At 61.1% G+C, this 22,810-nt stretch carries 31 protein-coding genes; 11 read left to right on the forward strand and 20 right to left on the reverse strand.

Annotation, left to right across the window (positions count from 1 at the left end):
• Positions 1-18 precede the first annotated feature (18 nt).
• From AOT87_RS12440 to AOT87_RS12465, 6 genes are all read left to right on the forward strand, one after another.
• Positions 19-1,644: a helix-turn-helix domain-containing protein gene (locus tag AOT87_RS12440; protein ID WP_057970025.1), complete on the forward strand. Its 1,626-nt coding sequence runs from the start codon at positions 19-21 to the stop codon at positions 1,642-1,644.
• Positions 1,641-2,585, forward strand: coding sequence for a hypothetical protein (locus AOT87_RS12445; RefSeq protein ID WP_057970026.1), 945 nt, complete (start codon positions 1,641-1,643; stop codon positions 2,583-2,585). Before AOT87_RS12440 ends, AOT87_RS12445 begins: the two co-directional genes overlap by 4 nt.
• A 194-nt stretch (positions 2,586-2,779) precedes the next feature.
• A complete protein-coding gene (locus tag AOT87_RS12450) occupies positions 2,780-3,013 on the forward strand; it encodes a type II toxin-antitoxin system Phd/YefM family antitoxin (protein ID WP_057970027.1) in 234 nt (77 codons plus the stop codon).
• Positions 3,010-3,417 carry a type II toxin-antitoxin system VapC family toxin gene (locus AOT87_RS12455; protein WP_057970057.1) on the forward strand — a complete coding sequence of 136 codons (408 nt, stop codon included), beginning with the start codon at positions 3,010-3,012 and terminating at the stop codon, positions 3,415-3,417. Before AOT87_RS12450 ends, AOT87_RS12455 begins: the two co-directional genes overlap by 4 nt.
• 12 nt (positions 3,418-3,429) lie before the next feature.
• Positions 3,430-3,741: a hypothetical protein gene (locus tag AOT87_RS12460; RefSeq protein WP_057970028.1), complete on the forward strand. Its 312-nt coding sequence runs from the start codon at positions 3,430-3,432 to the stop codon at positions 3,739-3,741.
• On the forward strand, positions 3,738-4,844 hold the full coding sequence (locus AOT87_RS12465; RefSeq protein WP_057970029.1) for a plasmid pRiA4b ORF-3 family protein: 1,107 nt from the start codon (positions 3,738-3,740) through the stop codon (positions 4,842-4,844). The genes AOT87_RS12460 and AOT87_RS12465 overlap by 4 nt, the downstream gene beginning before the upstream one ends.
• Here the strand turns inward: AOT87_RS12465 and AOT87_RS12470 are convergent.
• The 14 genes from AOT87_RS12470 to AOT87_RS12540 all read right to left on the reverse strand — a co-directional run bounded on the left by AOT87_RS12470 (position 4,800) and on the right by AOT87_RS12540 (position 14,818).
• Positions 4,800-5,585 (reverse strand): NAD-dependent deacylase, encoded by a 786-nt coding sequence (locus AOT87_RS12470; RefSeq protein ID WP_240483289.1) that lies wholly within the window; start codon positions 5,583-5,585, stop codon positions 4,800-4,802. The two genes, AOT87_RS12465 and AOT87_RS12470, sit on opposite strands and share 45 nt — an antisense overlap.
• A 940-nt stretch (positions 5,586-6,525) precedes the next feature.
• Positions 6,526-6,813 (reverse strand): hypothetical protein, encoded by a 288-nt coding sequence (locus AOT87_RS12485; protein WP_057970032.1) that lies wholly within the window; start codon positions 6,811-6,813, stop codon positions 6,526-6,528.
• On the reverse strand, positions 6,810-7,163 hold the full coding sequence (locus AOT87_RS12490; protein ID WP_346425708.1) for a DUF4333 domain-containing protein: 354 nt from the start codon (positions 7,161-7,163) through the stop codon (positions 6,810-6,812). Before AOT87_RS12490 ends, AOT87_RS12485 begins: the two co-directional genes overlap by 4 nt.
• The gene (locus tag AOT87_RS12495) at positions 7,160-7,657 is read right to left on the reverse strand and encodes a hypothetical protein (protein WP_198528442.1); all 498 of its coding nucleotides are present in this window, start codon (positions 7,655-7,657) and stop codon (positions 7,160-7,162) included. Before AOT87_RS12495 ends, AOT87_RS12490 begins: the two co-directional genes overlap by 4 nt.
• A 409-nt stretch (positions 7,658-8,066) precedes the next feature.
• Positions 8,067-8,393 (reverse strand): hypothetical protein, encoded by a 327-nt coding sequence (locus AOT87_RS12500; protein WP_057970033.1) that lies wholly within the window; start codon positions 8,391-8,393, stop codon positions 8,067-8,069.
• Between the two features lie 62 nt (positions 8,394-8,455).
• A complete protein-coding gene (locus AOT87_RS12505) occupies positions 8,456-9,217 on the reverse strand; it encodes a hypothetical protein (protein ID WP_131727584.1) in 762 nt (253 codons plus the stop codon).
• A gap of 49 nt (positions 9,218-9,266) precedes the next feature.
• A complete protein-coding gene (locus AOT87_RS12510; RefSeq protein WP_057970035.1) occupies positions 9,267-9,890 on the reverse strand; it encodes a hypothetical protein in 624 nt (207 codons plus the stop codon).
• A gap of 22 nt (positions 9,891-9,912) precedes the next feature.
• The gene (locus tag AOT87_RS12515) at positions 9,913-10,113 is read right to left on the reverse strand and encodes a hypothetical protein (RefSeq protein ID WP_057970319.1); all 201 of its coding nucleotides are present in this window, start codon (positions 10,111-10,113) and stop codon (positions 9,913-9,915) included.
• A gap of 254 nt (positions 10,114-10,367) precedes the next feature.
• A complete protein-coding gene (locus tag AOT87_RS28830) occupies positions 10,368-10,505 on the reverse strand; it encodes a hypothetical protein (RefSeq protein ID WP_157859012.1) in 138 nt (45 codons plus the stop codon).
• Positions 10,506-10,519: 14 nt separating this feature from the next.
• Positions 10,520-11,086 carry a hypothetical protein gene (locus AOT87_RS12520; protein ID WP_057970037.1) on the reverse strand — a complete coding sequence of 189 codons (567 nt, stop codon included), beginning with the start codon at positions 11,084-11,086 and terminating at the stop codon, positions 10,520-10,522.
• An 11-nt stretch (positions 11,087-11,097) separates the two neighbouring features.
• Positions 11,098-13,446 carry a hypothetical protein gene (locus AOT87_RS12525; RefSeq protein WP_057970038.1) on the reverse strand — a complete coding sequence of 783 codons (2,349 nt, stop codon included), beginning with the start codon at positions 13,444-13,446 and terminating at the stop codon, positions 11,098-11,100.
• 9 nt (positions 13,447-13,455) lie between these two features.
• Complete coding sequence (locus AOT87_RS12530; RefSeq protein WP_057970039.1) at positions 13,456-14,274, reverse strand: hypothetical protein; 819 nt, start codon at positions 14,272-14,274, stop codon at positions 13,456-13,458.
• Positions 14,271-14,558 (reverse strand): hypothetical protein, encoded by a 288-nt coding sequence (locus tag AOT87_RS12535; RefSeq protein WP_057970040.1) that lies wholly within the window; start codon positions 14,556-14,558, stop codon positions 14,271-14,273. Before AOT87_RS12535 ends, AOT87_RS12530 begins: the two co-directional genes overlap by 4 nt.
• Positions 14,559-14,575: 17 nt before the next feature.
• The gene (locus AOT87_RS12540) at positions 14,576-14,818 is read right to left on the reverse strand and encodes a hypothetical protein (protein WP_057970041.1); all 243 of its coding nucleotides are present in this window, start codon (positions 14,816-14,818) and stop codon (positions 14,576-14,578) included.
• A 151-nt stretch (positions 14,819-14,969) separates the two neighbouring features.
• On the opposite strand from AOT87_RS12540, the gene AOT87_RS12545 reads away from it, so the two are divergent.
• Both AOT87_RS12545 and AOT87_RS12550 read left to right on the forward strand, forming a co-directional pair.
• Positions 14,970-15,275, forward strand: coding sequence for a hypothetical protein (locus tag AOT87_RS12545; RefSeq protein ID WP_057970042.1), 306 nt, complete (start codon positions 14,970-14,972; stop codon positions 15,273-15,275).
• Positions 15,272-15,583, forward strand: a complete 312-nt coding sequence (locus AOT87_RS12550; RefSeq protein WP_057970043.1) for a type II toxin-antitoxin system PemK/MazF family toxin — start codon at positions 15,272-15,274, stop codon at positions 15,581-15,583. The genes AOT87_RS12545 and AOT87_RS12550 overlap by 4 nt, the downstream gene beginning before the upstream one ends.
• 89 nt (positions 15,584-15,672) lie before the next feature.
• Here the strand turns inward: AOT87_RS12550 and AOT87_RS28685 are convergent, their stop codons facing one another.
• The 5 genes from AOT87_RS28685 to AOT87_RS12570 all read right to left on the reverse strand — a co-directional run bounded on the left by AOT87_RS28685 (position 15,673) and on the right by AOT87_RS12570 (position 17,600).
• Entirely contained in the window at positions 15,673-15,894 is a 222-nt protein-coding gene (locus tag AOT87_RS28685) for a hypothetical protein (RefSeq protein ID WP_131727583.1), read from the reverse strand.
• A gap of 198 nt (positions 15,895-16,092) precedes the next feature.
• Complete coding sequence (locus AOT87_RS28365; RefSeq protein WP_346425709.1) at positions 16,093-16,731, reverse strand: thermonuclease family protein; 639 nt, start codon at positions 16,729-16,731, stop codon at positions 16,093-16,095.
• Positions 16,682-16,867: a hypothetical protein gene (locus AOT87_RS12560; RefSeq protein WP_057970045.1), complete on the reverse strand. Its 186-nt coding sequence runs from the start codon at positions 16,865-16,867 to the stop codon at positions 16,682-16,684. Before AOT87_RS12560 ends, AOT87_RS28365 begins: the two co-directional genes overlap by 50 nt.
• A complete protein-coding gene (locus AOT87_RS12565; protein WP_131727582.1) occupies positions 16,864-17,133 on the reverse strand; it encodes a hypothetical protein in 270 nt (89 codons plus the stop codon). The genes AOT87_RS12560 and AOT87_RS12565 overlap by 4 nt, the downstream gene beginning before the upstream one ends.
• On the reverse strand, positions 17,130-17,600 hold the full coding sequence (locus tag AOT87_RS12570) for a hypothetical protein (protein ID WP_057970047.1): 471 nt from the start codon (positions 17,598-17,600) through the stop codon (positions 17,130-17,132). Before AOT87_RS12570 ends, AOT87_RS12565 begins: the two co-directional genes overlap by 4 nt.
• 194 nt (positions 17,601-17,794) lie before the next feature.
• Between AOT87_RS12570 and AOT87_RS27840 the strand changes: the two genes are divergently transcribed.
• The 3 genes from AOT87_RS27840 to AOT87_RS12585 all read left to right on the forward strand — a co-directional run bounded on the left by AOT87_RS27840 (position 17,795) and on the right by AOT87_RS12585 (position 21,389).
• Complete coding sequence (locus AOT87_RS27840) at positions 17,795-18,541, forward strand: sensor domain-containing protein (protein ID WP_157859013.1); 747 nt, start codon at positions 17,795-17,797, stop codon at positions 18,539-18,541.
• A 1,280-nt stretch (positions 18,542-19,821) separates the two neighbouring features.
• Entirely contained in the window at positions 19,822-20,751 is a 930-nt protein-coding gene (locus AOT87_RS12580; RefSeq protein ID WP_057970049.1) for a ParA family protein, read from the forward strand.
• Positions 20,748-21,389: a hypothetical protein gene (locus tag AOT87_RS12585; protein WP_057970050.1), complete on the forward strand. Its 642-nt coding sequence runs from the start codon at positions 20,748-20,750 to the stop codon at positions 21,387-21,389. The genes AOT87_RS12580 and AOT87_RS12585 overlap by 4 nt, the downstream gene beginning before the upstream one ends.
• 312 nt (positions 21,390-21,701) lie before the next feature.
• Here AOT87_RS12585 and AOT87_RS12590 read toward each other — a convergent pair.
• Positions 21,702-22,810, reverse strand: a 1,109-nt coding sequence (locus AOT87_RS12590) for a C40 family peptidase (protein WP_057980221.1), incomplete at its 5' end; no start/stop codon positions are given.

Raw genomic sequence — 22,810 nt, forward strand, 5'->3', positions numbered from 1 at the left:
ATTGCTAGTGTCATCTTTATGTTGACTGCGTCTACGGTAGATCCCGAGTATTGGGTCCAGAAGACCCAGTGGTACACCCCCTGGCTGGACGCGAAAGCCGTCGCGGCGATCCTGGGGGTGCAAGAGACGACCGTGCGCCAATATGCCGCCCGCGGCGCCGAAGGCTTTCCAATACCGGCGTCCAAGGACGGAATCCGCAACCAGTGGTCACCCGATCAGATCTACCAGTTCATTCTCACCGAGCGCCCGCAGTTGCGGGACCGCATACCGCGGCTGTATTGCCCGCTGACCCCAATGATTCCAGCGATCTTCCTGTTCGCCGAAAGCCAAAGCGTGCAGCGGTGGGAAGGCCAAGCACAGTTCGTCGACATCGCGGTACATCGCTGGCAACCCAGCGATACCCGGGGGCCTATCGCGGTCGCATATCCTCCCCCACTGGGCGAACCAGCCTGGCGGTACGCGCCCAAACTATTGGCCCAATTGCCCGACGTCGAGGCAGTCGCGGTCGTCACCGCCGAGATACAGCCCTTCAGCGACCGATCCGGCTTCCAAGCCGCACTCGGAGTCGCCCAGCGCGGCGCTGACGCCGCAGCGCTGCGCCTGCCTTGGCAATCACTTCATGCCAAGGATGTGCTTGAGTACGGCTGGAACGATCTGGCGAACCTGCTGCGCCAAGATGTCCCATGGTGGTCGCTCAATCTGCGCGATATGAGCGACATCCTGAACTGGCGGCCCGGGCGGCCGCGGCAACCGGTGCGGCCGTTGGGTGTTGGATACAACGAATCAGTTCTACGACGGCTCATCCCCTACAGTCCGGCTGCAGATACCGCGACGCTGTCCAATCTCATCGATCGCGTCAATCGACTGATCGAGGACCCGCTCGAAGATTCAGGGCTCCCCACCGGAGTGGGTGAAGAAACTCCCGGTTTAGTGCAGGCCGCCGAGGCCAGCTTCCAGCTGCAGGAGGTGCCGGCAGACCCCACACCGCAGGAGATGCTGTGGCTGCTGAATCGGCCCGTATCAGACCCGACGATCGCCAATGCCGCAGCCAATGTCCTGCCGGCAGTGCGAACGCTGGAAACCGCGTCAGCCTACGTCATGCGAGTCTGCGAACCCCTGGACCCACTGGCCCGAGAATGGCTCAACCGATGCATCCCCGCAGCCAAAAACGACACGGCAGCACTGGGATTCAGCTTCCCGCGCCAGTCGGTACACAACGACGAAAAGATCGTGCGGTACCTGCGGCACACGCTGCCAGACGGGTCAATCGACGACACAACCTGGATCATCGAGACAGACGCGAAGGCCTTCTACGTGACAGTAGGCACCCGGGTGCCCGCCTCAGGCACACTCACCGAACTCGCCGTAGACACCACATGGGGCTTCTTCAAAGACAGCACCGGCGCCGTCTGGGCATTGCCGTCCTCCGGATACAACCGGTATTACAACAGCGGTTACGGCGGCACCGGACCAAAAGAGCTCCTCGCCACCATCATCGCGCTCCATACAGACGCTGCGGGAGATGTCGCATCCGCACGCGTCGACGATGATGAACGCCGCCGGCCGCCGCTATGGCGCTACATCACCCACACCGACCCGCCGCTTCGAATTGGAGCCGCCCACCTCGCTGGGATCGCGAAATGAGTACCCGCAGAAGAAGAGAGTGGACACCGTACGGGGTTCCACAGATAGCGCAGAGGACCGCTGAGATCACCGCGCCGTACCTCGAAGAACTCAAGGCAACCAGTGAGCACCCCGGGATCGTGAGCATGGAGCGAGAAATGCAGCTGCTCAACGCATCCCCGACACTGCACTGGATGAACAAATCGGCGGTACTGGTGGCCGCAGGACTAGCCGCCCACGGCATACCCGATCACACCCTTGCCGAGGTCTTAGCCAGCGGCAACATCGCCCCAAACGGCTTTCTGTGCTTCGAAAGACCGATCCGTAAGGTGCCCTGGCACGACGGCTTGGACGTCACATGGGATGCCATGGCCTGGGGCACCCTCTACGACGGCCCCACCCCGCGCTTCGCGGTCGACATGCTCTCACGGATGACAGACGTCCGTGATCGAATCAGCGTCCTACGATCCACATCCCCACTCATCGGGGTCGGCGGATTATTCGTTGACTTCGATGAAGTCATGACACAAGCCGAAATCCGCGGGCCCGAATTCGATGACGGACGACCGCTAACCAATGAGTACCTCCTCGAGGTCACCCGGATGATCGCGTCGGTGTTGTTGACGATCGGGCAGCCACGCATGGTCTCGCAGAAGGTGCTCCAGGAAAGCGACGGCGTCGTGCGCACACCCGGCCCCGATTCAGAACCCCACGAAGTCATACTGATCGACCTACTGCGGCCCCCACGCGAAGCATCAGGCAACTGGACACGACGCAACCGCAAGGAACACGACCATCGGTGGTGGGTACGAGGACACTACAAAATGCAGCCCTACGGCCCGCAAAACAGCAAACGCAAACTAATCTTCGTGTGGCCACACACCAAAGGACCCGCAGACAAACCGCTCGATAAACGACAGCGCGTCAACATCATTCGAGCAGAACCGCCGAAGAACACGTAGCGCTGACAGCCGCCAGTCGGTGCACAGTCCCGCTATCCGTCGACAGAATCACTGACACTCCCCTCTGGCTAAATAGCGAGAAGCCAATTTCCAAATTGGAAATTGGAAACTCGGCGGGGGCTCGGGCATGCAGGCCCGATCCGATCATGAGTTAGGACTAGTCGCACTAGTCCTATTGGAGTTAGAGTTGTTGTGTGAAGACGATTACCAGCACCGACGCCAAGGCCCGCCTGAATGCGGTGTTGGCGGAAGTGGAGCGCACCGGTGAGCCGGTCACCATCACTAGCCACGGCCGACCCGTCGCGGTGTTATCGCCCGCGCAGGCGACGCCGCGCACCTTCGGCCAGTTCCCGAACCTGGTGGTGCCGAAGACATTTGATGATCCGCTTCCAGCTGATGAGTTGTCGGCGTGGGAACCGGCGTCGTGACGGCGATCCTGCTGGACACCAACGCGCTGCTGTGGCTGGTCTCTACCCCGGACAAGATCGTCACCTCTGCACAACAGACGTTGGCTGATCCGGCCAACGAATTGATCGTCTCGGCAGCCTCGGCGTGGGAGGTGGCGATCAAGACTCGGATTGGACGATTGGACGGTGGGCCGCTGCTGTCGGCCTGGGATGAGACGCTCGCGGCCATCAACGCTTCCGCTCTGCCGATCGAGTCCGCCGACGCGATCATGGCCGGTCAACTCAACTGGGCACACAAAGACCCCTTCGACCGGGTGATCGTCGCGCAAGCGGCACGCCGGAGCCTGACCATCGCGACGAGCGATGGTCAGATCGCTACCGGTGCCCTCACGGCCGTCATGAAGATTCGCAAAGGGCAGCGTTAGGAGACCGAGCGCATGAAACCGTTGCAAGGCACCGTCATCAGCAATCCCGACGCACCGCTGCGCGGCCATCGCGTCCAGATCGTGGGACGGCAAAAAGACGCAGTGCCGGGTCGCCCCGCGGTGCGCTGCTCGATTCTCGATGGCCCAGTGCTCGGCGCAACCTCCACCGGACTGGCCGTATCCGATGTCGAATGGGACGACCCAGCAGCGCTGGCACAGTGGCTACGCGAGACTCCCGCTCCGCCGAGCCGCCCATTCCCCAGCGCAAGGCGCCACAACGTATCCGAAGCGGCATCTCAGGTCGGGCCGGGGCCGACGCGGTGAGGACCCTACGGCTACAGGCGGTTCTGCGCGAGGTGGTGCCGCCGGTGCAGCGGGTTCTGGATGTGCCCGCCTCCACGACGCTGCCAGAGCTACACGAGCTGTTGCAGGCCGGGTTTGGATGGACCGACTCACATCTGCACCAGTTCGAGACCCCCGACGCGGTGTACGGTCCGATCCTGCCAGGCCAGGAAGTAGACCCACCGGACCAGCGTGACGAAAACCGAGTCACCCTGGCCGACCTCGGCGATACATTCAACTACCGGTACGACTTCGGCGATAACTGGAACCACCACATCACCCTGTTAGGCCGCGGAGACCCGGTGCCTGGATGTGTGGACGGTTACGGCAGCTGCCCGCCCGAGGACTGCGGCGGCCCCGGAGGCTACACCGAGCTCCTCGACGCCCTCTACGACCCCGGACACCCCGATCACGACCACATGAGCACATGGGTCGGTACAAGGCTGCGCCCCTTCGACCAGGTAGCCACCGACACCTGGGTCAAACACGTGGTCGGCACGGTTCCAGAATCGGTCAGCATCCTGCTGCAAGCCGTAGCCGGCGGAGTGCGACTGACTCCGGGTGCCCGACTGCCTCGCACCATCGTGCGTCACATGCAACAGCACCGCCCCCACTGGCAGCTCGATGATCGTCCCGCCACTCTCGAAGAAGATCTGTACCCATTGCTGGTTCTACACGGAGTGCTGCGCACCTGCGGGCTGCTGCAGCTACGCCACGGCGTCCTGGCACCCACCAAGGCAGCCGACAATGATCTGGCCGTTGTACGCCGGCTACGCACCCTCTACGAGCCCCACACCTTCACAACGGTCCTCACCGAACTCACCACTGCCTCATTGGCCGCTCACGGCCCTATCCCGGTGCGGGAACTCGGATCCCGCATATTCGCGCTCCTCGGCCCGGGCTGGGTCCGCGACGGTGCGCCCTTGACCGCGTTCGATGTGCAGCTGCACATTGAACAACAACGCTCCCTGATGAGCGCCCTGGACCTCATCGACACCAGCGACCGAACCACCTGGGCCGCAGGCCCATCCGCGCAATCACTACTCCCCCGCACAGCCCTGCTCACCCACACCTGGACCAGCTGACACACCCGCGACCGGCCCCCGCGGTCCCTTGGATACGTTCTCGAGAATCCGATTGACCAACTCGGGAACACGCTGCGTGGCAGGACCTGTCCAACATTCATCAAACAGCCCGCCAGTCGGCTCGGTGTTGATCTCCACCGTCGTCGCGCCTGCCGCCTTCGCGATCATGGCGAACTGACTGGCCGGATGCACAGTCCCGGAAGTACCGATCGCAACGAATAATTCAGCAGCAGAAAGCTTCTCAACAACAGCATCCAGCCCGATCGTGCGTTCGCCGAACCAAACAACATGCGGCCGCCACGACACTTCCGTTTCCAGAACATCGTGCGTCCAGTCCAGGACCTCACCGGTCTCAACATTCCGAATCTTGCCGACCTCCCCATGCATCGCCGTCACCCGGCTGCTCCCCGCCCGCTGGTGAAGATCGTCAATGTTCTGAGTGACCAGGTGCATGCTCTCACCCAACACACACTCCAGGCGGGCCAACGCGTAATGAGCCGTGTTGGGTTCAGCCTCGGCCGATCGCCGACGCAAGCCGTTGTAGAACCGCTGAACGGTCACGGGATCGGCCGCGAAACCCTCTAGTGTCGCCACATCCGCAACTCGGTGCCCCTCCCACAGGCCATCAGGGCCCCGAAACGCCGACAGCCCCGACTCGACACTGATCCCTGCACCGGTCAGCACCACCAAACCTGCCATCATCTTCTCCGTTGTTCCTGTCGGTACCGCGCTAAGACGCATCTCCCTCAGTGTGTGGCAACTCCGGGGGCACCCACGCTGCACTGAACTCGACATACTCGCCGTCAATAGGCCATACACGACCGAAGTGATCGGCATAGCCGAGGACGACGCGTTGACTACCGTTAGATCGATGGTCCTGGACGAGGATGGCGACCGCGGGGTGACCACCTGCGGTGCGTAAACCGGGCGCTAACGGTGCGATCGAGGTGGTCTCCCAGGCTTCGGAACTGTCCTTCATTGAAGGTATGGGGTCACTCATTGCTGTAAATCTCCTCTATCTGGAATGAAATATGTCATGTGGATTCGACTCGACCCGAGAATCGATGCTGTCCGCTTTGGTAGGCCGTTGCTCATGTCCCATGTCTCCATTCTTCTGATTAGCAATCCCGGATATCACACAACCGGAGTATGTATGGTCCGCTGCTCAACGGGCACGGTGATATTCGTTCTGGAATCTATGACTGGCGACAACACAATCAGCCCTACACCCATAACCAACCCTGCGACGCCAATCCACCGGCAGCGGGCCGACGCCCGCCTCCTTGCTGGCACCAGATAGACCACACCCAAGACCACCGCTATCACGCCCCCGATTACTGGCGCCCAATCGCTGATAGCGCCCAGCACGCCGTTCACTGACAACGTCAATACCAGCTCAGTCACCACAACCTCCTTGTCCCCGTGGCTCGTACGATCAATGGACTGTGTCGATGCCACCTGGCGTGTATGCCAGCAATACCATTGCCGCGGAGCACATCAAACCGAGTAAAACAACGCCGGTCGCAAACTTGTGTCTCAACCAAACCGCCCCGATGGCCAGCAGAATCCCCACGAGGACCCCTACCGTGCCCACGGTGCCGAACCAACTTGGAACTTCTCCAAACATCGACAATGCCTCCACCACAACCACTTTCGCCGCCATCTCCCTTTGCTCGTTATGTCAGTCGGAGTAAATGCGTTCAATGGCTGGGCCGTCGTCGTGCCGGCACGCTTTCCATTCCGTCCAGCCCAGGCGCACAGACCAAATAGCCGCCCAGGCGCACGCGCCCACCCATGGCGACGCCCAGAACCAACCCATGAAGTCGACCATCGACACAGCGATGCTCACCATCCCGTACGCGCAGAAGAGCCACTTGACCGCCGTCATCGAGGGCGGAATTACGAACGTGGTCCAGCCGTCGAGATCGTCTGCGACGACATGCAACACCGCATCATCAGCACTATTCATTTCCTGCCCCTCCTGGGTTCAGCCACTTTGCCGTCCACCTCGACGTCGTATCTGATGTCTTGTCCGTCGACCTTCGTGGTGATACTCACCATCTTCAAGTTCGACCCGTCACTCATTCGGGCCCAGCAGGTCTGTTCCTTCCCGACCTGCGCGGGTAGATCGCCATCGCATTTGACCGAGCGGGTATCAACATTCCAGCGCGCCAAAACACGCCCGATTCCGGCCTCGAGATCGTGCTTGGGCATGCTGTGGCTCGGGCCCATGCTTGCGTGGAAGCTGCAGCTGCACACAAGAGCTGCCGCGGCGAGCGCCGCGATGAAAAAAGGCAGTCGTTTCAAAATGCGCCTCACTTAGGCCGGTTCGTGGTGTCAGGCGGTGCCGCGAACGACTCCTTGAAAGTCGGCCGGGCGCCGTCCCCGAGCACGGCGCACACCTGGTAGTAGTAGGCGACACTGTCAACCTCTCCGTTGTTCACGCGCTTGAATGCCTTCCAAATCGGGCTCGCATGCGCTTTGTCGGAGTCGCGGTACACCGTGAGCTGACCACCCCAGCGCGCGACCTCCGGGGAACTGTCAACCCACTCGTAGCCCGCGTTGCGGACGAGGACTTCACCGACGTAGCAGCCGAACACGAAGATGGACTCGGCGACAGCGTCAGAGCCGGGCTCTCGGAACTTGCTTAAGACCTCGTCGACCCGGTTCAACGAGGCCGGGGTGTAGTCGAGCTCGATACCGGAGATGTTCTGCTCGGCGTCAACGGCAGACTTGGCCAGCTCAGCGGCGTGATCCGCCGTCGGGGCCACCGGCAGCCGCAGTGCGCGCCCCGCCCATGCGGGTCCGTTCACGGCTGCACCAGGAAGTCGCCCACCTGCACTTTGACCGCGGTAATCTGCAACTCGTCTGGCCAGCCGGGCGAGTTTGTTCATCGTTTCCTCCGGGATTCACCGTCGTTGAGCCATTTGTCGAATGCAGGGCTGAGTACTTCGCATGCGGAGCACCGTTCGTGGTCTTCCCAGGGCATGTAGGTGGAGAACAGTGCGGGGATTCCGACGCTCCCAGTGGCTGATCCGGCTGTTTGACTCGTGCAGAGCGGCACCCAATAGCTGTGGTCGTAGGCAAGCATCACGCTCGGCTTCGGTCGCCGGTCATCGCTTGGTTCCACGGACCGTAAGTCAGGGAACACTGCGCCGACGCGGTGCGCGATTACTCTTCCGTCGTCGTCGGGAGTCCACCAGTCTCCTAGATGTACACGCATCAGAAGTCCCAATCATCTTGCTCAGGAATGTCTTGCGTCGCTTTCCTGGCTTCGCGCCAGTCGTCTTGCACCTGGCGCACCAGGGAGCCGTCCATGATGTCCTGGTAGATGTGGGTGGTCTGTACTGGGCAACGGTCGTTCGGGCAGTGCAGTCCATCGTTGTGCGCGACAAGAACGCGGTTTGGCCAATCGAAACCGTCATCATCTGACGGGCCGCAGCCACACGTATACGGATGTATAGCTCCCGACCTCTGGAAATCGTTGATGTTTCGGACTTCACCATCGGTCCAAAGCGGCAGGTGCTGTTCTCGCTCATATGCGTCCATCGACACCTCCTCTTCGCCGGGTCGGCGCTACGACGATTCGCCTGCCTCTCTTACGGGCTACGTTATGCAGACGTGCTCGCGAGTTCCGAGACTCTGCGGTCTTTCTCGTTGTTCAAATCGCGAGGCCAGTGACAGCCGTTGATCTCGACATGTGCGGGAATATCCGATTCTGGGACGCGATGAATCTTGAGGCGGTGCTCGCCCTGCGGCTCAAACACGTCGTCCTCATCGTCGCCGAGAGCATCCAGATAGCGCTCATGCGCAGCATCGTCGTAGTCGATGCGTACGAGGTCGAACTCGCTAGCGCTGTACTCCTGAGCGCTCGCGTGGATGACATCGCCTTCTTGGTCGTCTCTCACGCACCAGACGTGACGCTCCGCGCGAGCAACCAGCCGGGGCACAAGGCATTCGGCCACAGCGGGAGGGTCGTCGCTGTAATCGAGATCCCACATGTGCGGGATTAGGAGCGACAGAACTCGACGGCAGTAATCCGCCTGACCAGGCGATGCGTACATCTCTGTGGAGTAGAGGCCTCCATTGAGATCTTCAATTAACAGAACGGTATCGAGGCCGGCCGCGTCATAGCGGCGCACTTCCCCTGTGGCAGAGATGTGCAATGTCGCGGTGTGAGCCCGATACTCGAAGACCACCACCGGGCAATTATCGCCCTCTAAGGCGGCACCGATCACCACGCAGTGGTACTCACCGTAGTGGTACTCGCCGATCACATGAGGCTCGGTATAGGTGGTCACCGACACTGGCCCCAACTTGTCTGGCACCACACTAGATTCGCTTGTTGTTGCGTTTGAACTCTTCTTGTTCATTAGATTGCCTCACTTCGGATTTCGGTTCGTCTATCGGACGTTTCTGGCGTTAGCGTTGAAGCCAGCGCGCCCCATCAATCGTGATGTCGTCAGGGACGTCAGCTTGCGGGATTCGCTCGACCCGGACGTGCTCGTCGCGGTCGTCGTCCTCCTCGATTCCGATGTCGTCAATTTCGAGGCAATCAACCGCGTGATCGAAGTCGCTGTCGCTGTATTCGCTAGCGCTGGCATGCAGAATGCGTCCGGTGTCAGCTCGAATGCACCACACGCGTCGCTCAGCGCGAGCGGCCAGTGCAGCGATAAACGTCTGCGCGCACTCCCCGATCCACGTTCCGGACCCGTGGCTCTCGTCGGGAAGGTACGGCAAAAGTAACGTCAGCACACGGCGGGCATAGTCGGCCTGCTCCTGTGTTGCGTGCACCTCAATGGCGGTGAGGCCACCGCTGGACGGTTCCCCAGACACGCACAGCGAAGCGGAATCGTCCCTGGCATACGAAGACGGCCCGTGGCCGTAACCAGCAATATGAACGGTGGCTACGTCCTCTCCGAAATGGAAAACAACCTGACGTCGTTGGCCTTTGAGCGACGCCCCGATCAACACCGCCCGATGCGCAGAAACCACTCCCAATGTATCGGGCACCTCAGCTGTTGTTGTCGTTGTGTCCACAGGCATTAGCCTTCCATTTGTTGAGTACCTATCGCGGATCGATCTCGTCGGCTGCGGCGGTGAGGACGCGAGCTACCGCCCGCAGCCCTTCCGGCGACCCCAGCTCACCGAGAGGTTTCCTGCCTATCTCATCTGGGACTGTGATAGTCAGGTCCACGCCGCCACGCGGGCAGATGGACGCAGTGTGAATCTCAACCTGCCCCGGAATCAATGCCGTCTGCTCGTTCATGTTCACCCATCAACCTTCCTGCCTTCGATGGCTGTATTCAAGACGACCGACCCGTAGCCCCAGGGCCTTCGTCCTCGAAGTGTCACAGTGCAGCGCCCAGTGCACTGCCTCTGCGTGATAAAGCCGACCGCGACTGCCGCGATCATCACTGCCAGTCCCGCGGCAGCCGAGGGTGACGGCGCGAGCGTACAGAACCCTGCGCAATAGCTCGGTTCAGATCAGCGATATCGAGCAGCTCAACCGATTTCGGTACGTCAGAGAGCCTTTTCGTTGTCGTCGGTGGGATTCGTCCAACTGAACTCGGTGGCGTCTTCTGGATGTGCGGCTTCACTTTCGAGTTGTTCGATGCATCCCGGAGTGTGGCGTAGCTTGTCCCCAAGAACAGGTCGCACGATATCCCTTGCCGCTAACTGTATTTGGGATGGTCGACGTAATCGATCCTGACTAAGACTTCGAACTCAGGGTCCTGTCGCTGGATCAGAGATCTCAGAAAGCTCATACGGTGCCGGCCATTGGCATAGCTGGTTTTGCCGTCGGAGTACTGCGTGAAATGTAGCGGCCAAATAACCCAGCTCCTGATCACTCGCGCAAGCTCGGTTGTGGTGGCGGCATCTGGCCACGCGTCCCAGTACCGGGAGCGCGGATTCGGATCGGCATCGTGGAAGAGCCGTTGTCCCAGAAGCAGATTCCGGCGCCCTACCGTCGTGGCCTGTCTGGCGGCTTCGACGATATCGCCCTCGCGATCGAAAAACGGTTTCAAGTACTTCTCGAGCAACTCTTGGTACGGCGCTGTCCAGAAGGCGGCCTCGTTGGCCGCCTGATTCTGCCAGCGGGCCCCCAGTAAGCGTTGCATCGAGAACTGGAGCTTTTGATGGTCGAGCTTTCCCAGACCGTGTGGATAGGGTGCGTCCCGGATAGGGATTGTCGTGTACAGGGCGTAGTCGCCCGATGGCGGCGACTCGTTATGGCTCATCAGAACGCTTTTTAGGCCACGGCCTCGACCAGGGGCGGCAGGACCGGGTGCGTGGCCATCAGAGCCGCGTACTGCATATCGGCGAGGACGGTCCGCGATGATGCCCCCAGCCCGAGCAGAAGCGTTTCCCAGCCGCGTAACTGCATTTCCGAGTAGGTGTGCGTTGTCCATTGCGGGGTCCCGACCAGCGGGGTGCCCATCAGCCGGGATGCCAACTCGCCCATCTTGCCGGCCAGCAGCTTCGCGACGTCGGTTGAGCCGCCTTCGCGGCCGACTTGAGCCAACGCCGCCGCCCGTAGCTTGGCCATCTCATCGTTGCCGGGCCACTGCTCAAACATGTGGTCATGCTGCTCGACAAGCCAGCCCGCGACCTCACGAACCTCAGCCTCAATGTGCTCCTCGGGCACACTCATCACCCACTGCCAATGCTCCGGCGCCGCGATCTCAAGACGGTGCCGACCCTTCGGCTCATGCAACGGATTCGGAATGATCACATGATCAGTCTCATCGGCAACAACCACAACCTGCCGATCGAACCACCCAGGCAGACCCGAATGATAAGCGCGCGCAACAACGATGGATGGTTGTTCACCAATGGCCCTGGCATATTCGGCCAACACCAACGCCGACGGCTCCATACCCCGCCAGCTGTGACGCACATCAGCCGGCACGCGGGTGTCCAGGTGGGCGATCGACACCCCGGCCGGCAGGTACACACCCGCAGGAATCCAGGACAATCCGTGGCGCTCAGCGGCCACGAACCGCACCGAGTTTGACCCTGCGCCGAACACCGCAACCGACCAGCCACCAGTAATCAGCGAGCCCGCCGGCCGCTCCGGATCATTCAACGCCGACACCAACGCCATCGCCGCCGAAAACTCCGGAGTGGCCCGCAACCCCTCCCCCGTGGCCTGCTGACCGAGCTGAAACGCTTTCATCGCAGTAGTTTTCGCCCCCATGCCCATGACATTGGGGGGCTGCGGAACTGGCGGCGGACCACCCACCGCACCACCAGCACCGCCGGGAGGAACCACCGCCGCCGACGGCGGCACCACAGGATTCGCCGGCACACCCGCGGGAGGCGGAGCCGTCAACGGCACCCCTCCACCGGCCATAGCCGCCGGAGGAACCGCACCCACATTCGACGGCGCCGCGGTTACCGTCTGCGGACCAGCCGGCGCCGCAGGCGTCGACGGAGCCGTAGCGCCAGTCACCGGAGTCGAAGGCATCGTCGAGGTTGGTGGCGGCTTAAACGACTGCGCCGCAGCAGCAGAAGCGGCCGACGCCGTCGACGGCGAAGACTGTGAAAACCCTTGCGCCGCACCAGAAAGAAACTGTTGCGCCGGATTCAACCCACCTGCAGAACCCGACCCCATACTTGACAGACCACTACCCATATTGCCCGACGAACCCATGTTCGGCATCGACGACCCGCCCTTAGGCATCATCGACGTCAACCCACCACCAGAACCCAAACTAGACACCGGATTTGAACCACCAGAGGGCGCCGACGGCAGCGACGTCGGCAACGACGACGCCTTACCCATCACATCACCCGAAGACGCAGCATTCCCCACACCGGGCGTTTTCTGGGCACCGAAATTTGAATTCTTTTCTGCCGAGTCCGGGTTCCGCTGCTTGTCCCAGGCATGCGATTCTGGTGTGGCCTTCGATGGCCCGCTCTTTTCAGCGGGATCACGCTGACCGCTCCTGCGGCTGTCGAGAGCGTGAGTGTCTCCAGGGGACTTTGGCCCGTCGCGGTGGCCGTTGTCGATCGGTTTGACCTTGAAATGGTCTGATGGCCCAGCCGGTGCGTGGTTTTTCAACGGGGTCAAGCCGGGGGCGGCCTGCTCCACGGGTGGCAAGATGCCTTCGTATCGGGCGTCGTTCATCTTGCGGGCTGCCTTGATCAGTTGCTCGATCTCACGCTTGAGCTGGTCGATACGAGCTCGCTTATACTCACCGCCCAGTGCTCCAAACATTGGCGAGGCCGTCAGTAACTGGATCTCGAACTCCCGCACTGAAATCAGTGACTCATAAGCGTGGGTTGTCGCAACGATCTGCGTCTTCGCCTCGGTGAAAGCCACAGCCGCGTCAGCGATCACCTCTGCAGACATGGAACCGAATTCCGTCATCTTCGAGTGTTGCCCGCCCACAAGCAGGACACCGCTCACCTGAGTATCGAAACCCTCAACCAAAGCCCGGTTGAGGTCTTTCGAATCATCCCGCGACTTATTCAACGCTTGCGTCGCTGTGGCACTCAGCTTCCCGTACTGCGTCCCGATCGACGCCAGCTGCGTTTCATCGATATCGGGCCAAAACGGAACAAGATCATGCGGAGACTCTGGCTTCTCAATCACACGCGCGCCTTAACGGGGAGCCAATGCGTAGCACATGCTGTTGATTGCATTCCCGAAGTCATTCGCCGCCTGCCACAACCGATCGTCACCGGGGACGTAGGTAGGAAGGCGAGATGCGAACAACGAGATGTACTGGGACTGTGTCTTCAGCAATGACTGCAGCACCGGGTTTGTTGCCTTGTCCGCGAAACTGTTGAGATCTTGCGCCTCGGACTTCAGCACAGGAATCACTTCACTCGCCTGGGCGCGTTGCTCTGGCGACCAGCGATCCGCGGGAATGTTTGGGTCTGTACTCAGCCAACCTTTCTGTTTCGCGAGGTAGCTGCTCGTAGCAGGCGCCCATTCTGCGCATACCGGGTCTGCGACCGTCGGGACGGTCGCGGTGAGAGACGGTGGGGCGGCGGTGATCGTGACTGGTGCTGCGGTGACCGGAGCGGACGCAGGCTCGGAGGTGCTGGTAGCGATCACTGCGCCGACAACGCCCCCGAGGATCAGGGCGGCGGCCGCGGCCGCGCCCGCGATCGCCACGGCCTTGTTGCGGCGGGTGCGCACCGCGGTGGCGGCAGTGTGGTTCAGCTGCTCCTGCGCGGCAGGGTTGTCGCGGAGTTCGCGGACCGCGGTGTCGACAGCGGCAGCGGGGGTGCCGAGCTCGGTGAGGTTCTTGACGTGCCGGGCCAGCGGGACCTGTGCCTCGCTGTAGAGCGGTGCGGGTCCGGAGGTGTTGGCGGGCACGAAGCGGCGTACCAGGTCTTCGGTCAGGCCTGATGCGTGGGCGAGTTCGGTGGCGCTGATCCAGCGGTCGCTGGGTGCTGGTGCATAAGTGGTCATATCAAGGTTCCTCCCCCGCTGTTGTTGACGTTGTCGGCGCCTTGCTTGTCGGAAGAGATGATGCGGTTGACGGCGTCCTTGACGTTGTCACGCAGCTGGTCGACCGAGGAGTTTACGATCAACGCTTCCTTCTTCCAGGTTGCGGCTATCTGGTTGAGGACGGCGATCGTCTGCGCGCTTTTCGGGTCGCTACCGGTCGGCGGGGCGGGGGTATCGGTAGGCAGGTGCATACTCAGAGTTCCCGCGAGCCGCAGGCCGGCCTCCATGTCGCCTCGAATAGTCATCGTTGGTAATCCCCCTTTCAGGTTTCCCGGCTCGAGTTGGCGTTGTCGATCGCGTCGCGAATGTTCTCGCGCAGTTGGTCGACTGAGGCGTTGACAATTTCTGCCGAGGCTTTGTGTGTGGCGGCTATCTGGTTAAGGACGGCGATCACCTGCAGACTTTTCGGGTCGCTGCCCGTGGGCAGCAGCGGGGTGTCGGTAGGCAGGTGCATGCTGAAGTTAGACGCGATCCGCTCACCCTCGGTCATCATCTCGTCAGACATCGAGCGCCTCCCTGGTCGTCGCAGATAACAAGTCTAAGCGCTTAGCACGGAATCCGACAGAGAACTATCCATGCAGGTCGCGAACTGAATTGTTGGGCGGAAGCATGTTTACGCCTGATTTTGCACTTGTTTTAGGTGTATCTTTGAGTGTATGAGCAAGAGGGTAAGTCTGATCCTGAAAGACGTTGACGAGGCGGTTATCGCTCCATATCTGGATGAAGACTCTGATGCGTTTGAAGTGCTGCGGCAGTGGGCAGAACTACGCGGCCAAGCCGGTATCAAGTCCGAGGCGGCAGTCCTTCGAGTGCTTCTTCAGGCCGGTGTCGAGGCGGTGCGCAATCATGCCCTGGAAGGCGGGTACTCCCAGCTCGCGCAGGAGTTCAACGCTGAGGGTGCCCATGCCGAGCGCCTGGCGGCTCGCGCTCGGTACACGGAACGAACCGAGACACATCTGTGAGTCGTGCGCTGCGTAGTCAGGCTTACCGTGTCGATCTGGGACATGGTGCAAAGCCCTGGGTGATTCTCAGTAACAACTCCAGGAACCGAAACCTAGACACTGTGCTGGCGGCGCGTATCACAACGACCAGCAAGAATGCTCATTTGCCGACGGTGGTGACGTTGACTGCAGCGGACCCGCTGGTGGGGTTTGTGCTCGTCGACGACATCGTGCAGCTCTATCACGACGAGCTCACCGAGTTGTTAGGCGCGTTGTCGCCGTCGACGATGAATGCGATCAGCAAGGCACTCAGGATTGTGCTTCCTTGATGGTCAACCCGAAACACGATATTCACTCGACGGAATCGAGTTGCGCTCGTAGTTCAGCGACCCTCGTCTGGGTTTTGCGCACTTGGAGCTCAACGCTGTAGACCCAATGTTTTCGGGGGGTCGTTGGTGTATCCGCAGCGCCAGGATCTGCTCTCGCGGCGGCAATTCCACACCTGGCAGCGGGCGGCGTGGTCCAAACTGCCGTATCCGTCGAACAAGCCGGGTTTGGCTGCGACGATCTGGCGGGTTTGACGCAGAATCTGCCGGATCCACTCTCGCGACCGGCCTTCGGCGGCGGCGATCTGGTCCAAGGTTTGGCCATCTATGGCGGGCCATCAGGACGCGCCAGTTCCGCCTCACTGCGTCGGGGCGGCCTTTGAGCGCGGTGGAGGTGGCCAATGTGATGGCGATTCGGGACATCAGGGCATCGGCCGCGGCGGTATCAACCACCGCTTCCAAACCCTCGTCTGTGTATGCGGGTTCGCACCAGTCTGTCTCTGGGTGTGACCTCATCTGAGGGGCTCTGAGGCGGTGTTGCCGAAACACGGGGCACCCCAGATCCCGCGGCCAGCGGTCTTAGCCTCGGTCTCAGCGGAGGCGATCTGCGGCGCCCAGATGCTGGGCCGGTGGTTGTAGATGTAGGCGTGGGCGTGTCCGGCGCGGGCAGCTTCAATGGCGTAGTTGCGGCCGTCGGCCAAGATGATCGCGGCCACGGTGCGGCCGTAGCGGTCGTGGGCGTCGCCATGGGGGTCGGTGACGACCGTGACTGAGACACCTTTGGGTAGGAGGGTTTTCGCGTATTCGGAGGCTTGTGGTCCGCCGCAGCCGATGCTGTAGCGGGGTTTGACGGTTTCGTAGGGGTGTCGATTCCGGCGATCCGTAGCCGCAGACGGCCCCGGGCAGTCGAGGACGAGGACACGTCTATGGTGTCGCCATCGACGACCTTGACTATCTGCGCCGCGAAACCGTCCGCGACATCGGGAACTTTGTTGGTGACCGATGATGCCCCGAATGTGCCGTTGGTGGCCCACCACCCGGCCGCGATTACCGCCACCAGGGCCACCAGCTTCCAGATTTTTCGGCGGTGGCGACGCAGCATCACATCGCCGCCTTGGCAAGCACCGCCGCGATCGCGGGCAATGTCGCACCAGCGGGGCTGTCGGCCGCGTGGCGGTAGGCCGTGCGCAGCGCCGAAGACTGCTGCGGGGCCAGCGCGGACCCGCTGAGGTGTTCGACGATTCGGGACAGCGCGACTACATCATCCAAATCCAGGTTCCCGGTCACCGTGGCGGCCCGATCAACGGTGCGTATTGGCGGGCTGGTACGCGTCGTCCGGTGGCCGGACCACCGTTGATCTGCCAGCAGCCAGGGCACGGCACTTCCTCACCTTCAGAGGAGTCTTCGCCGGCCAGCGACTCTCCACACAACCCACGTGGAACCTTGATATGCAGATCGTCGAGCAGGCCTTGCCACCAGCCGACGATATGCACCACGTTATTGGCGACCTCGACATCTTCAATTCGGACGCTTGGACTAGAACCAATGTTCACTGATTCCCACCTTCTGATCCTGTATCAGCAAGTGCGGCAGCTAATTCAGTGTCGAGCTCACGCTGATAGTCGGGCATCAACTGCCCCAGGATCACGCTTTGGGTGCTATGGCGGGCACCGGCCACAAGATGCCGCCGGGCCGCCTCGTCTCGGTCAGCACCTGCCTGCGCAATCAGGGCGATAACGCGCCCCAGCAGTTCTGCGGACAAACGCCACGTCTGTGCCGCCCACGCTGAAGGCGCCTGCCGGCGCTTCTTCTCGATCACCGGCCCCAGGGCGGCACAGCGCGCTGGGTCGCCGTCCAGATCCACCAACAGAATCCGTGCATACAGGTCGCGAAACGCCTCGGCGCGCGAAACCATGTGCGGCTCCAGACCCGAGGCGATGTTCAGCAGCTTCGGGCCCTCATCGGTCTCATACAGACCGCAGTTGACTGCGCACATCCATACCTGCGTCAAATCATTCATTGCGCCTTCCCCTGCTCACTTGATTGTTCCCGCTAGATCCGACATCGCCGATCACCAGATCGTGGTCGAGCCAGTGATGCAGGTTCAGTTCCGACGCTAAGGCTGGTAACGGGACGTTCTCAAGAGGAGCTCGCCCACAAGAACGAGCGGCATGGTCTTAGTATCTGGCTATGCCTAGAAAGTGCCTGCGTGCGGTGGCCATCGTGTTTGTGGCGGCAGTTTTGGTGGCCGGGTGCAGTGTGCCCGGTACCCCGGTTGCTGGGCAGGGCCGTCAGGTTTCTGCGCTTGAGACGCTACCTGATACAGCCGAGTTGTCGTCTGTCCTGCGAGCACCGATGAAGGTTTTTGTGAATGGATATTATTCGGGTCAGCAGTGGGTGGAATTGGCGAGGAATTCTGAGCCGAAAAGCTCCGAATGCGAGCCAGTTGCATCGCTATCGGACCGGGTGGCCGATATCAGCGGCGCTGATTCGGTGGCGATGGAACGTTGGTACACCGATGATTCTGCGGATCCGATGGACGACCAGAAGCCTTGGGCACGAAACAAATACGTAGTGCTGGTGTATGTCGTCGCGTTTCAGAGCGAAGACGCTGCCAAGGAATGGTTCGTGCGCTCGGTTGATCTGTGGAAAGGATGCCCCGGACAAAGCATTACACGCAGCATCGGTACCAACGTTCAATACAACGACAAGATCCTGGACGTTCAAAACCCAAGTGATGACGCGGTTTCCGCGATTTTGTTACGCAAGGGTCAAGGAGATGTCGTTCCGGCTGATGAATGGGCCACGCCCAGGCAAGTCGGTCGCGCGTTGAGCCTTACTTCTCGATTCGTGATCGATACGAGTGTCGAGAATATGAACACGGTGCGAGGTGCGCGGCAGGCGTCGGGCACAGAAGCGCTTGCGGTGGCGCAGCTCGTGGAGGCGAACGCAGCCGAGTGACGAAGCGCGTACCGCTGCCGCTCCTTCGGTAGGGCGCGTAGAGCGTGGCCAGCATGCTGCGAACTTGGAACTACTAATCGGGCAATGCGCCGATATCAGGCCCGCCGTCGTTTTTGCAATCTCGGTTTGCGCTGCTCGTCCTGCCTTGACGTTGCTCCCACTGATCTCGCTCTGTTTGATGCTGCTGCCGCAAGAGACGCCTGGGGTCTGGACATTCCGTTGTCTGCTTCGCCGCGGTCCCATCTGGCTCCACCTTTGTGGCAGGGCTCCCCGGGTGCCACGAACAAGCCACCCGCACTCGCGGCCTGGAACAGCGGAAACGACACCAGGCCGCGCCTGGGCGCCCATCTTCGGGTGGTGCGGTAGAGGGTGGCGGAGAAGTCGTTGCGAGCGTCAGCGTCGATGTGAGGCCCCGGAAGCGGGTTCCGAGGCCATGCCTAGTCGCACCCATGCTGGTATTTGCGCAGGTCAGTGGTTCGCGCGTCAGCTCCATTGCCGCAAGCCGTTTCGATGCAATTATGTTGCTAGTCACTGAACCGCAGGCGAGCCGACATGCTGACCATAACGTGTGACATACACCTCTTGACACCATGGCTTTATTCGCCATGCGTCGCATACATGCGCCAACCATGCGCGTTGCCCCTCAAAGGGCTGTTCAGGTTGCCTTTAGAACTACCAAAACGATGTCATGCTAAATAGCTTCGATAACGATAACTACGAGTACCAACTTGCTGGCATCGCAGAGGCCTTGCCGCATTACCTATGTAACAGTTTAGTCACAACCTAATAGGTCAACTCTTTCAACCAGGTGTATAACCGAGAGCTACATAGCTGTCCAAATACCTTTGCTACGAATTGTTCAACAAGCCGCTAACCGGCTGCGTCACACATAGCTCGACTGGCTGTGGTACTGGCTGCCCAGGTGGCCTACTAGCTGGCGGTATGGCTGGCGGTGGTGCTGGCTTTGCAAAGCACCTTCACATGGGCATATGACGAAACGGTTCGCAACATATGCACGGCGGTTAACGCAAGGACAGCACATCAAATGTCTAGGACGGACAGCATGATCGCATGCCAGTTGGCTGGCGGATCGGTACGCAACAACACCCTTTGCTACGTCTGGCATCAGGTGCTCTGCATGGCCGATCATGACGTGCGACATGCCGTTTCTATGGGGGTTGTGCACGTGGCAAGACGCATTAGACTCCAAGCGGTATGGGAACCAATCGTCCCGACTCCGCATCCGGTGGAACATCTTCGCTGGTTGAAAGGCTTTCACAATGAACACAGTAGTGTCGTCACTACCCGAAGTTCCGGTGGTCGACTACTCACGCTTGTCGCGTGTTTACGTGGTGGGCAACGGTAAGGGAGGGGTCGGTAAGTCGAACACGACTGCACACTTGGGCGCTCTTGTTGCCTTGGATGGTGCGCGTGTCCTGCTTGTCGACCTCAATGGTCAGGGCAATATCGGTCATCTGCTCGGCTATGCGAATACCGAGCAAGATGATCAGGGACGAAACCTGTTCAGTGCTGTAACCACCGGCGTGCCCCTGACACCCATTAAGGATGTGCGGCCAGGCCTGGATGTCGTCGCAGGTGGGCACTACGTGCGAATGATTAACTCGGTGCTGCAGGGGGAGGCTGGCACGCATGCGGGTGTGTTCCGCTCTCACTTTGGCCTAGCGCTTGCCCTAGTGCAGCTGGCTGATCAGTACGGTCTGATCATCATTGACTCGCCACCAGAGAATCAGACGCTGCTCAGATTGGCCTTGGGTGCGGCCCGATTCGTGATCGTTCCGATGAAGACTGATGGTCTTTCTCGGATAGGTTTGCGAGATATCGCCCGCGATATCCGCGAGATGCGTGAGCACAATCCGTACCTGATGCTGCTGGCTGTGTTCGTTTTCGGATCAGGTTCGGGCTCCAAGAAGATTAGGCGCGAGTTGAGGAAGCGTGTCAGCGCGGACCTTGGTCAGAGCGGCGACGTACTTCTCGATGAGTTCGTGCGGCACGCCGAGACGGTCGCGGATCAATCCGTGATGTACGGCCTGCTGGCTCATGAACTCGATGCCGAACTCAAGAACAACCCAAAGCTGATCGCTGAGACCGCGCGAGCAGTAGCCCAGGACTACGACGCGCTGGCCGAAGCGGTCCTTACCAGGGCTGCGAATCGACAAGCAGAAATGATTGAACAAGGAGTGTGGCCATGAGTCTGAGAGAGCAAAACGTACCGTCGACGGACCTGTCTGATTTGAATGCGCCAGCCCCCGCTCGTGGCCGCGGCGGCGGAGCGTTGGCGAACCTGATTGCGCAGCCGACCCCGCCGGTGTCTCCCACCGCGAAGCCGCCCACTTCCGAAGACGTGCCGCCCGATGAGCCTGGGCTCGAGTCAACAGGGGACGAGTTTGTCGGTGTCGCTCCGCCCGCGTCGATCATTTCAGTGCGTCAATCGAGTCAGCTCGGCTCGGTAAAGAAGGGCAAGCCGATCAGCGGTGTTTACGTCGCTGAGGGTGTCAAGAAGCGCTTTGAGAAATTCCGGTACGACAACAAGCTCACCAATGTGCAGGTGGTGCTGCGTGCGGTGTCGTCCCAGCGCGACAAACTGGCTCAGATCATCGAACAATCCAAGTACGACACTGCGCCGGCGGCGCCGGGCTTCTCCTCTGATCCGTCGACAGTGAAGTACATCGGTGGTGGCAGCGCACAGGTCACTTTCAAGCCCACTCTCGAGCAGGCCGCTGAGTTAGATGCGATCGGCGACCAGATCGGGTTTGACAAGCGCAGCACGTGGCTTGCCCCAGTACTCAACAGCTTCCTTCCGGGAAGAAAAGAGACTAAACGCGAGTGAGAAGCCATAGCTCGTGACAAAGTTGAGTCGCACCGGGCGGTTGAAGGTAAGAAGCCCGTACGGAATGTGTTCGCGACCATCATCGACCGTTGGCCTGACGTAGAACCTGAACCTGCCGACAATGGAAAATCGACGACCAACCTTTTTTACCAGATAGGCCCCTGAAATGGGGAAATGCAGGTTTTGTGTCCTGGTTGCGGCGGACAGGGTCGTTAGGCGCTGGCGGCTGGTGCCCATCGGTGGCAGGCGAGTTAGTGCCACAGCGTGGTTTGTGGCGTGATTACGCAGGTCGCAGGCGGTGCTGTGACCGGTTTAGACGACTCGTTTGACGACGATGGAGCCGGTGGGGGCGCTGCTGTATTTGACGGGTACGCCGGACTGCTGGGCTTCGATGACTTTGTTGTCGCCGGCGTAGATCTGGACGTGTTCTGGGACGCCGGGTGCGGAGAAGTTGGAGAAGATCAGGTCGCCGGGTTGGGCGTCGCGGGGGTCGATGGTTTGGCCGACGTTGATCTGGTCGTAGGTGGTGCGGGGTAGGAGTACTTGGCCGTCGGTGGCTTGGGCGACTGCCCATTGGGATAGGCCGCTGCAGTCGAATCCGCCGCCGGTGGGGCCCGCGGTGTTGCCGCCGCCCCAGATGTAGGGGAGTCCGAGCGCGCGGTCGGCGTTGTGGACGACTTTGGCGCCGGTGCTGGGGTCGTGGTCGGTGTTGTCTTTGTCTCGTTGTGAGGTGGGGTCGTCGGCGGTGGCTGCTGTGGCCGCTTGCGTGAGGGGTTGCAGCGCGGAGCTTAAGCCGCTTAGTGCGCTGGTGGGTGATCCGCCGGCGGGCATTTGTGGGATTTGGGGCATCTGTTGCATGGGTGAGGCGCCGGCTGGCATGGGTGTTTGGCTGGAGGTCAGGGGGTTGCGCGCGGGTGTTGTTGGTTGGGCGGCCAGGAGTGTGTCGTGCTGGTCGGTGGGATCGGTGGGATCGGTGGGGTCTTGGGCGTTGGGGTCGTCGGGGTTGTCGCCGTGGTGATGGTGTGAGGGGTCGTTGGGACTGTCGGGGGTGGATGGGTGGTCGTCGGTGTTGGGGAGGTCCTCGGTGGCGGCGTCGACGCCGGTGGCGGCTTGGCCGTATTGGGTTGCGGTGTCGACGACTAGGGCGTGGGTTTCGGCGATGCGTGTGTTTCCGGCGCGTAGGAGTGCGGCGTGGCCTTCGGGGGTGTTGGCGAAGGGGCCGTAGGTGTTTTTGTCGGTGCGCCAGGCGGTTTCGATGGCTGCCAGGGAGGTTCGGGCGGTGTGGGCGATCGTGGGGCCGGTGGACATGGCGGTGATCGCGGCGGTGTGGGCGGTGTGTAGTTGGGTGCGTTTGGTGTGCAGGGTGTTGGAGGTGTGCTGGGCTGCGGTGTATGCGGGGCCGTCCCAGTGGGGTGGGCCAT

It is taken from the genome of Mycobacteroides sp. H003, assembly GCF_001440135.1.
Taxonomy (GTDB): Bacteria; Actinomycetota; Actinomycetes; order Mycobacteriales; family Mycobacteriaceae; genus Mycobacterium; species Mycobacterium gwanakae.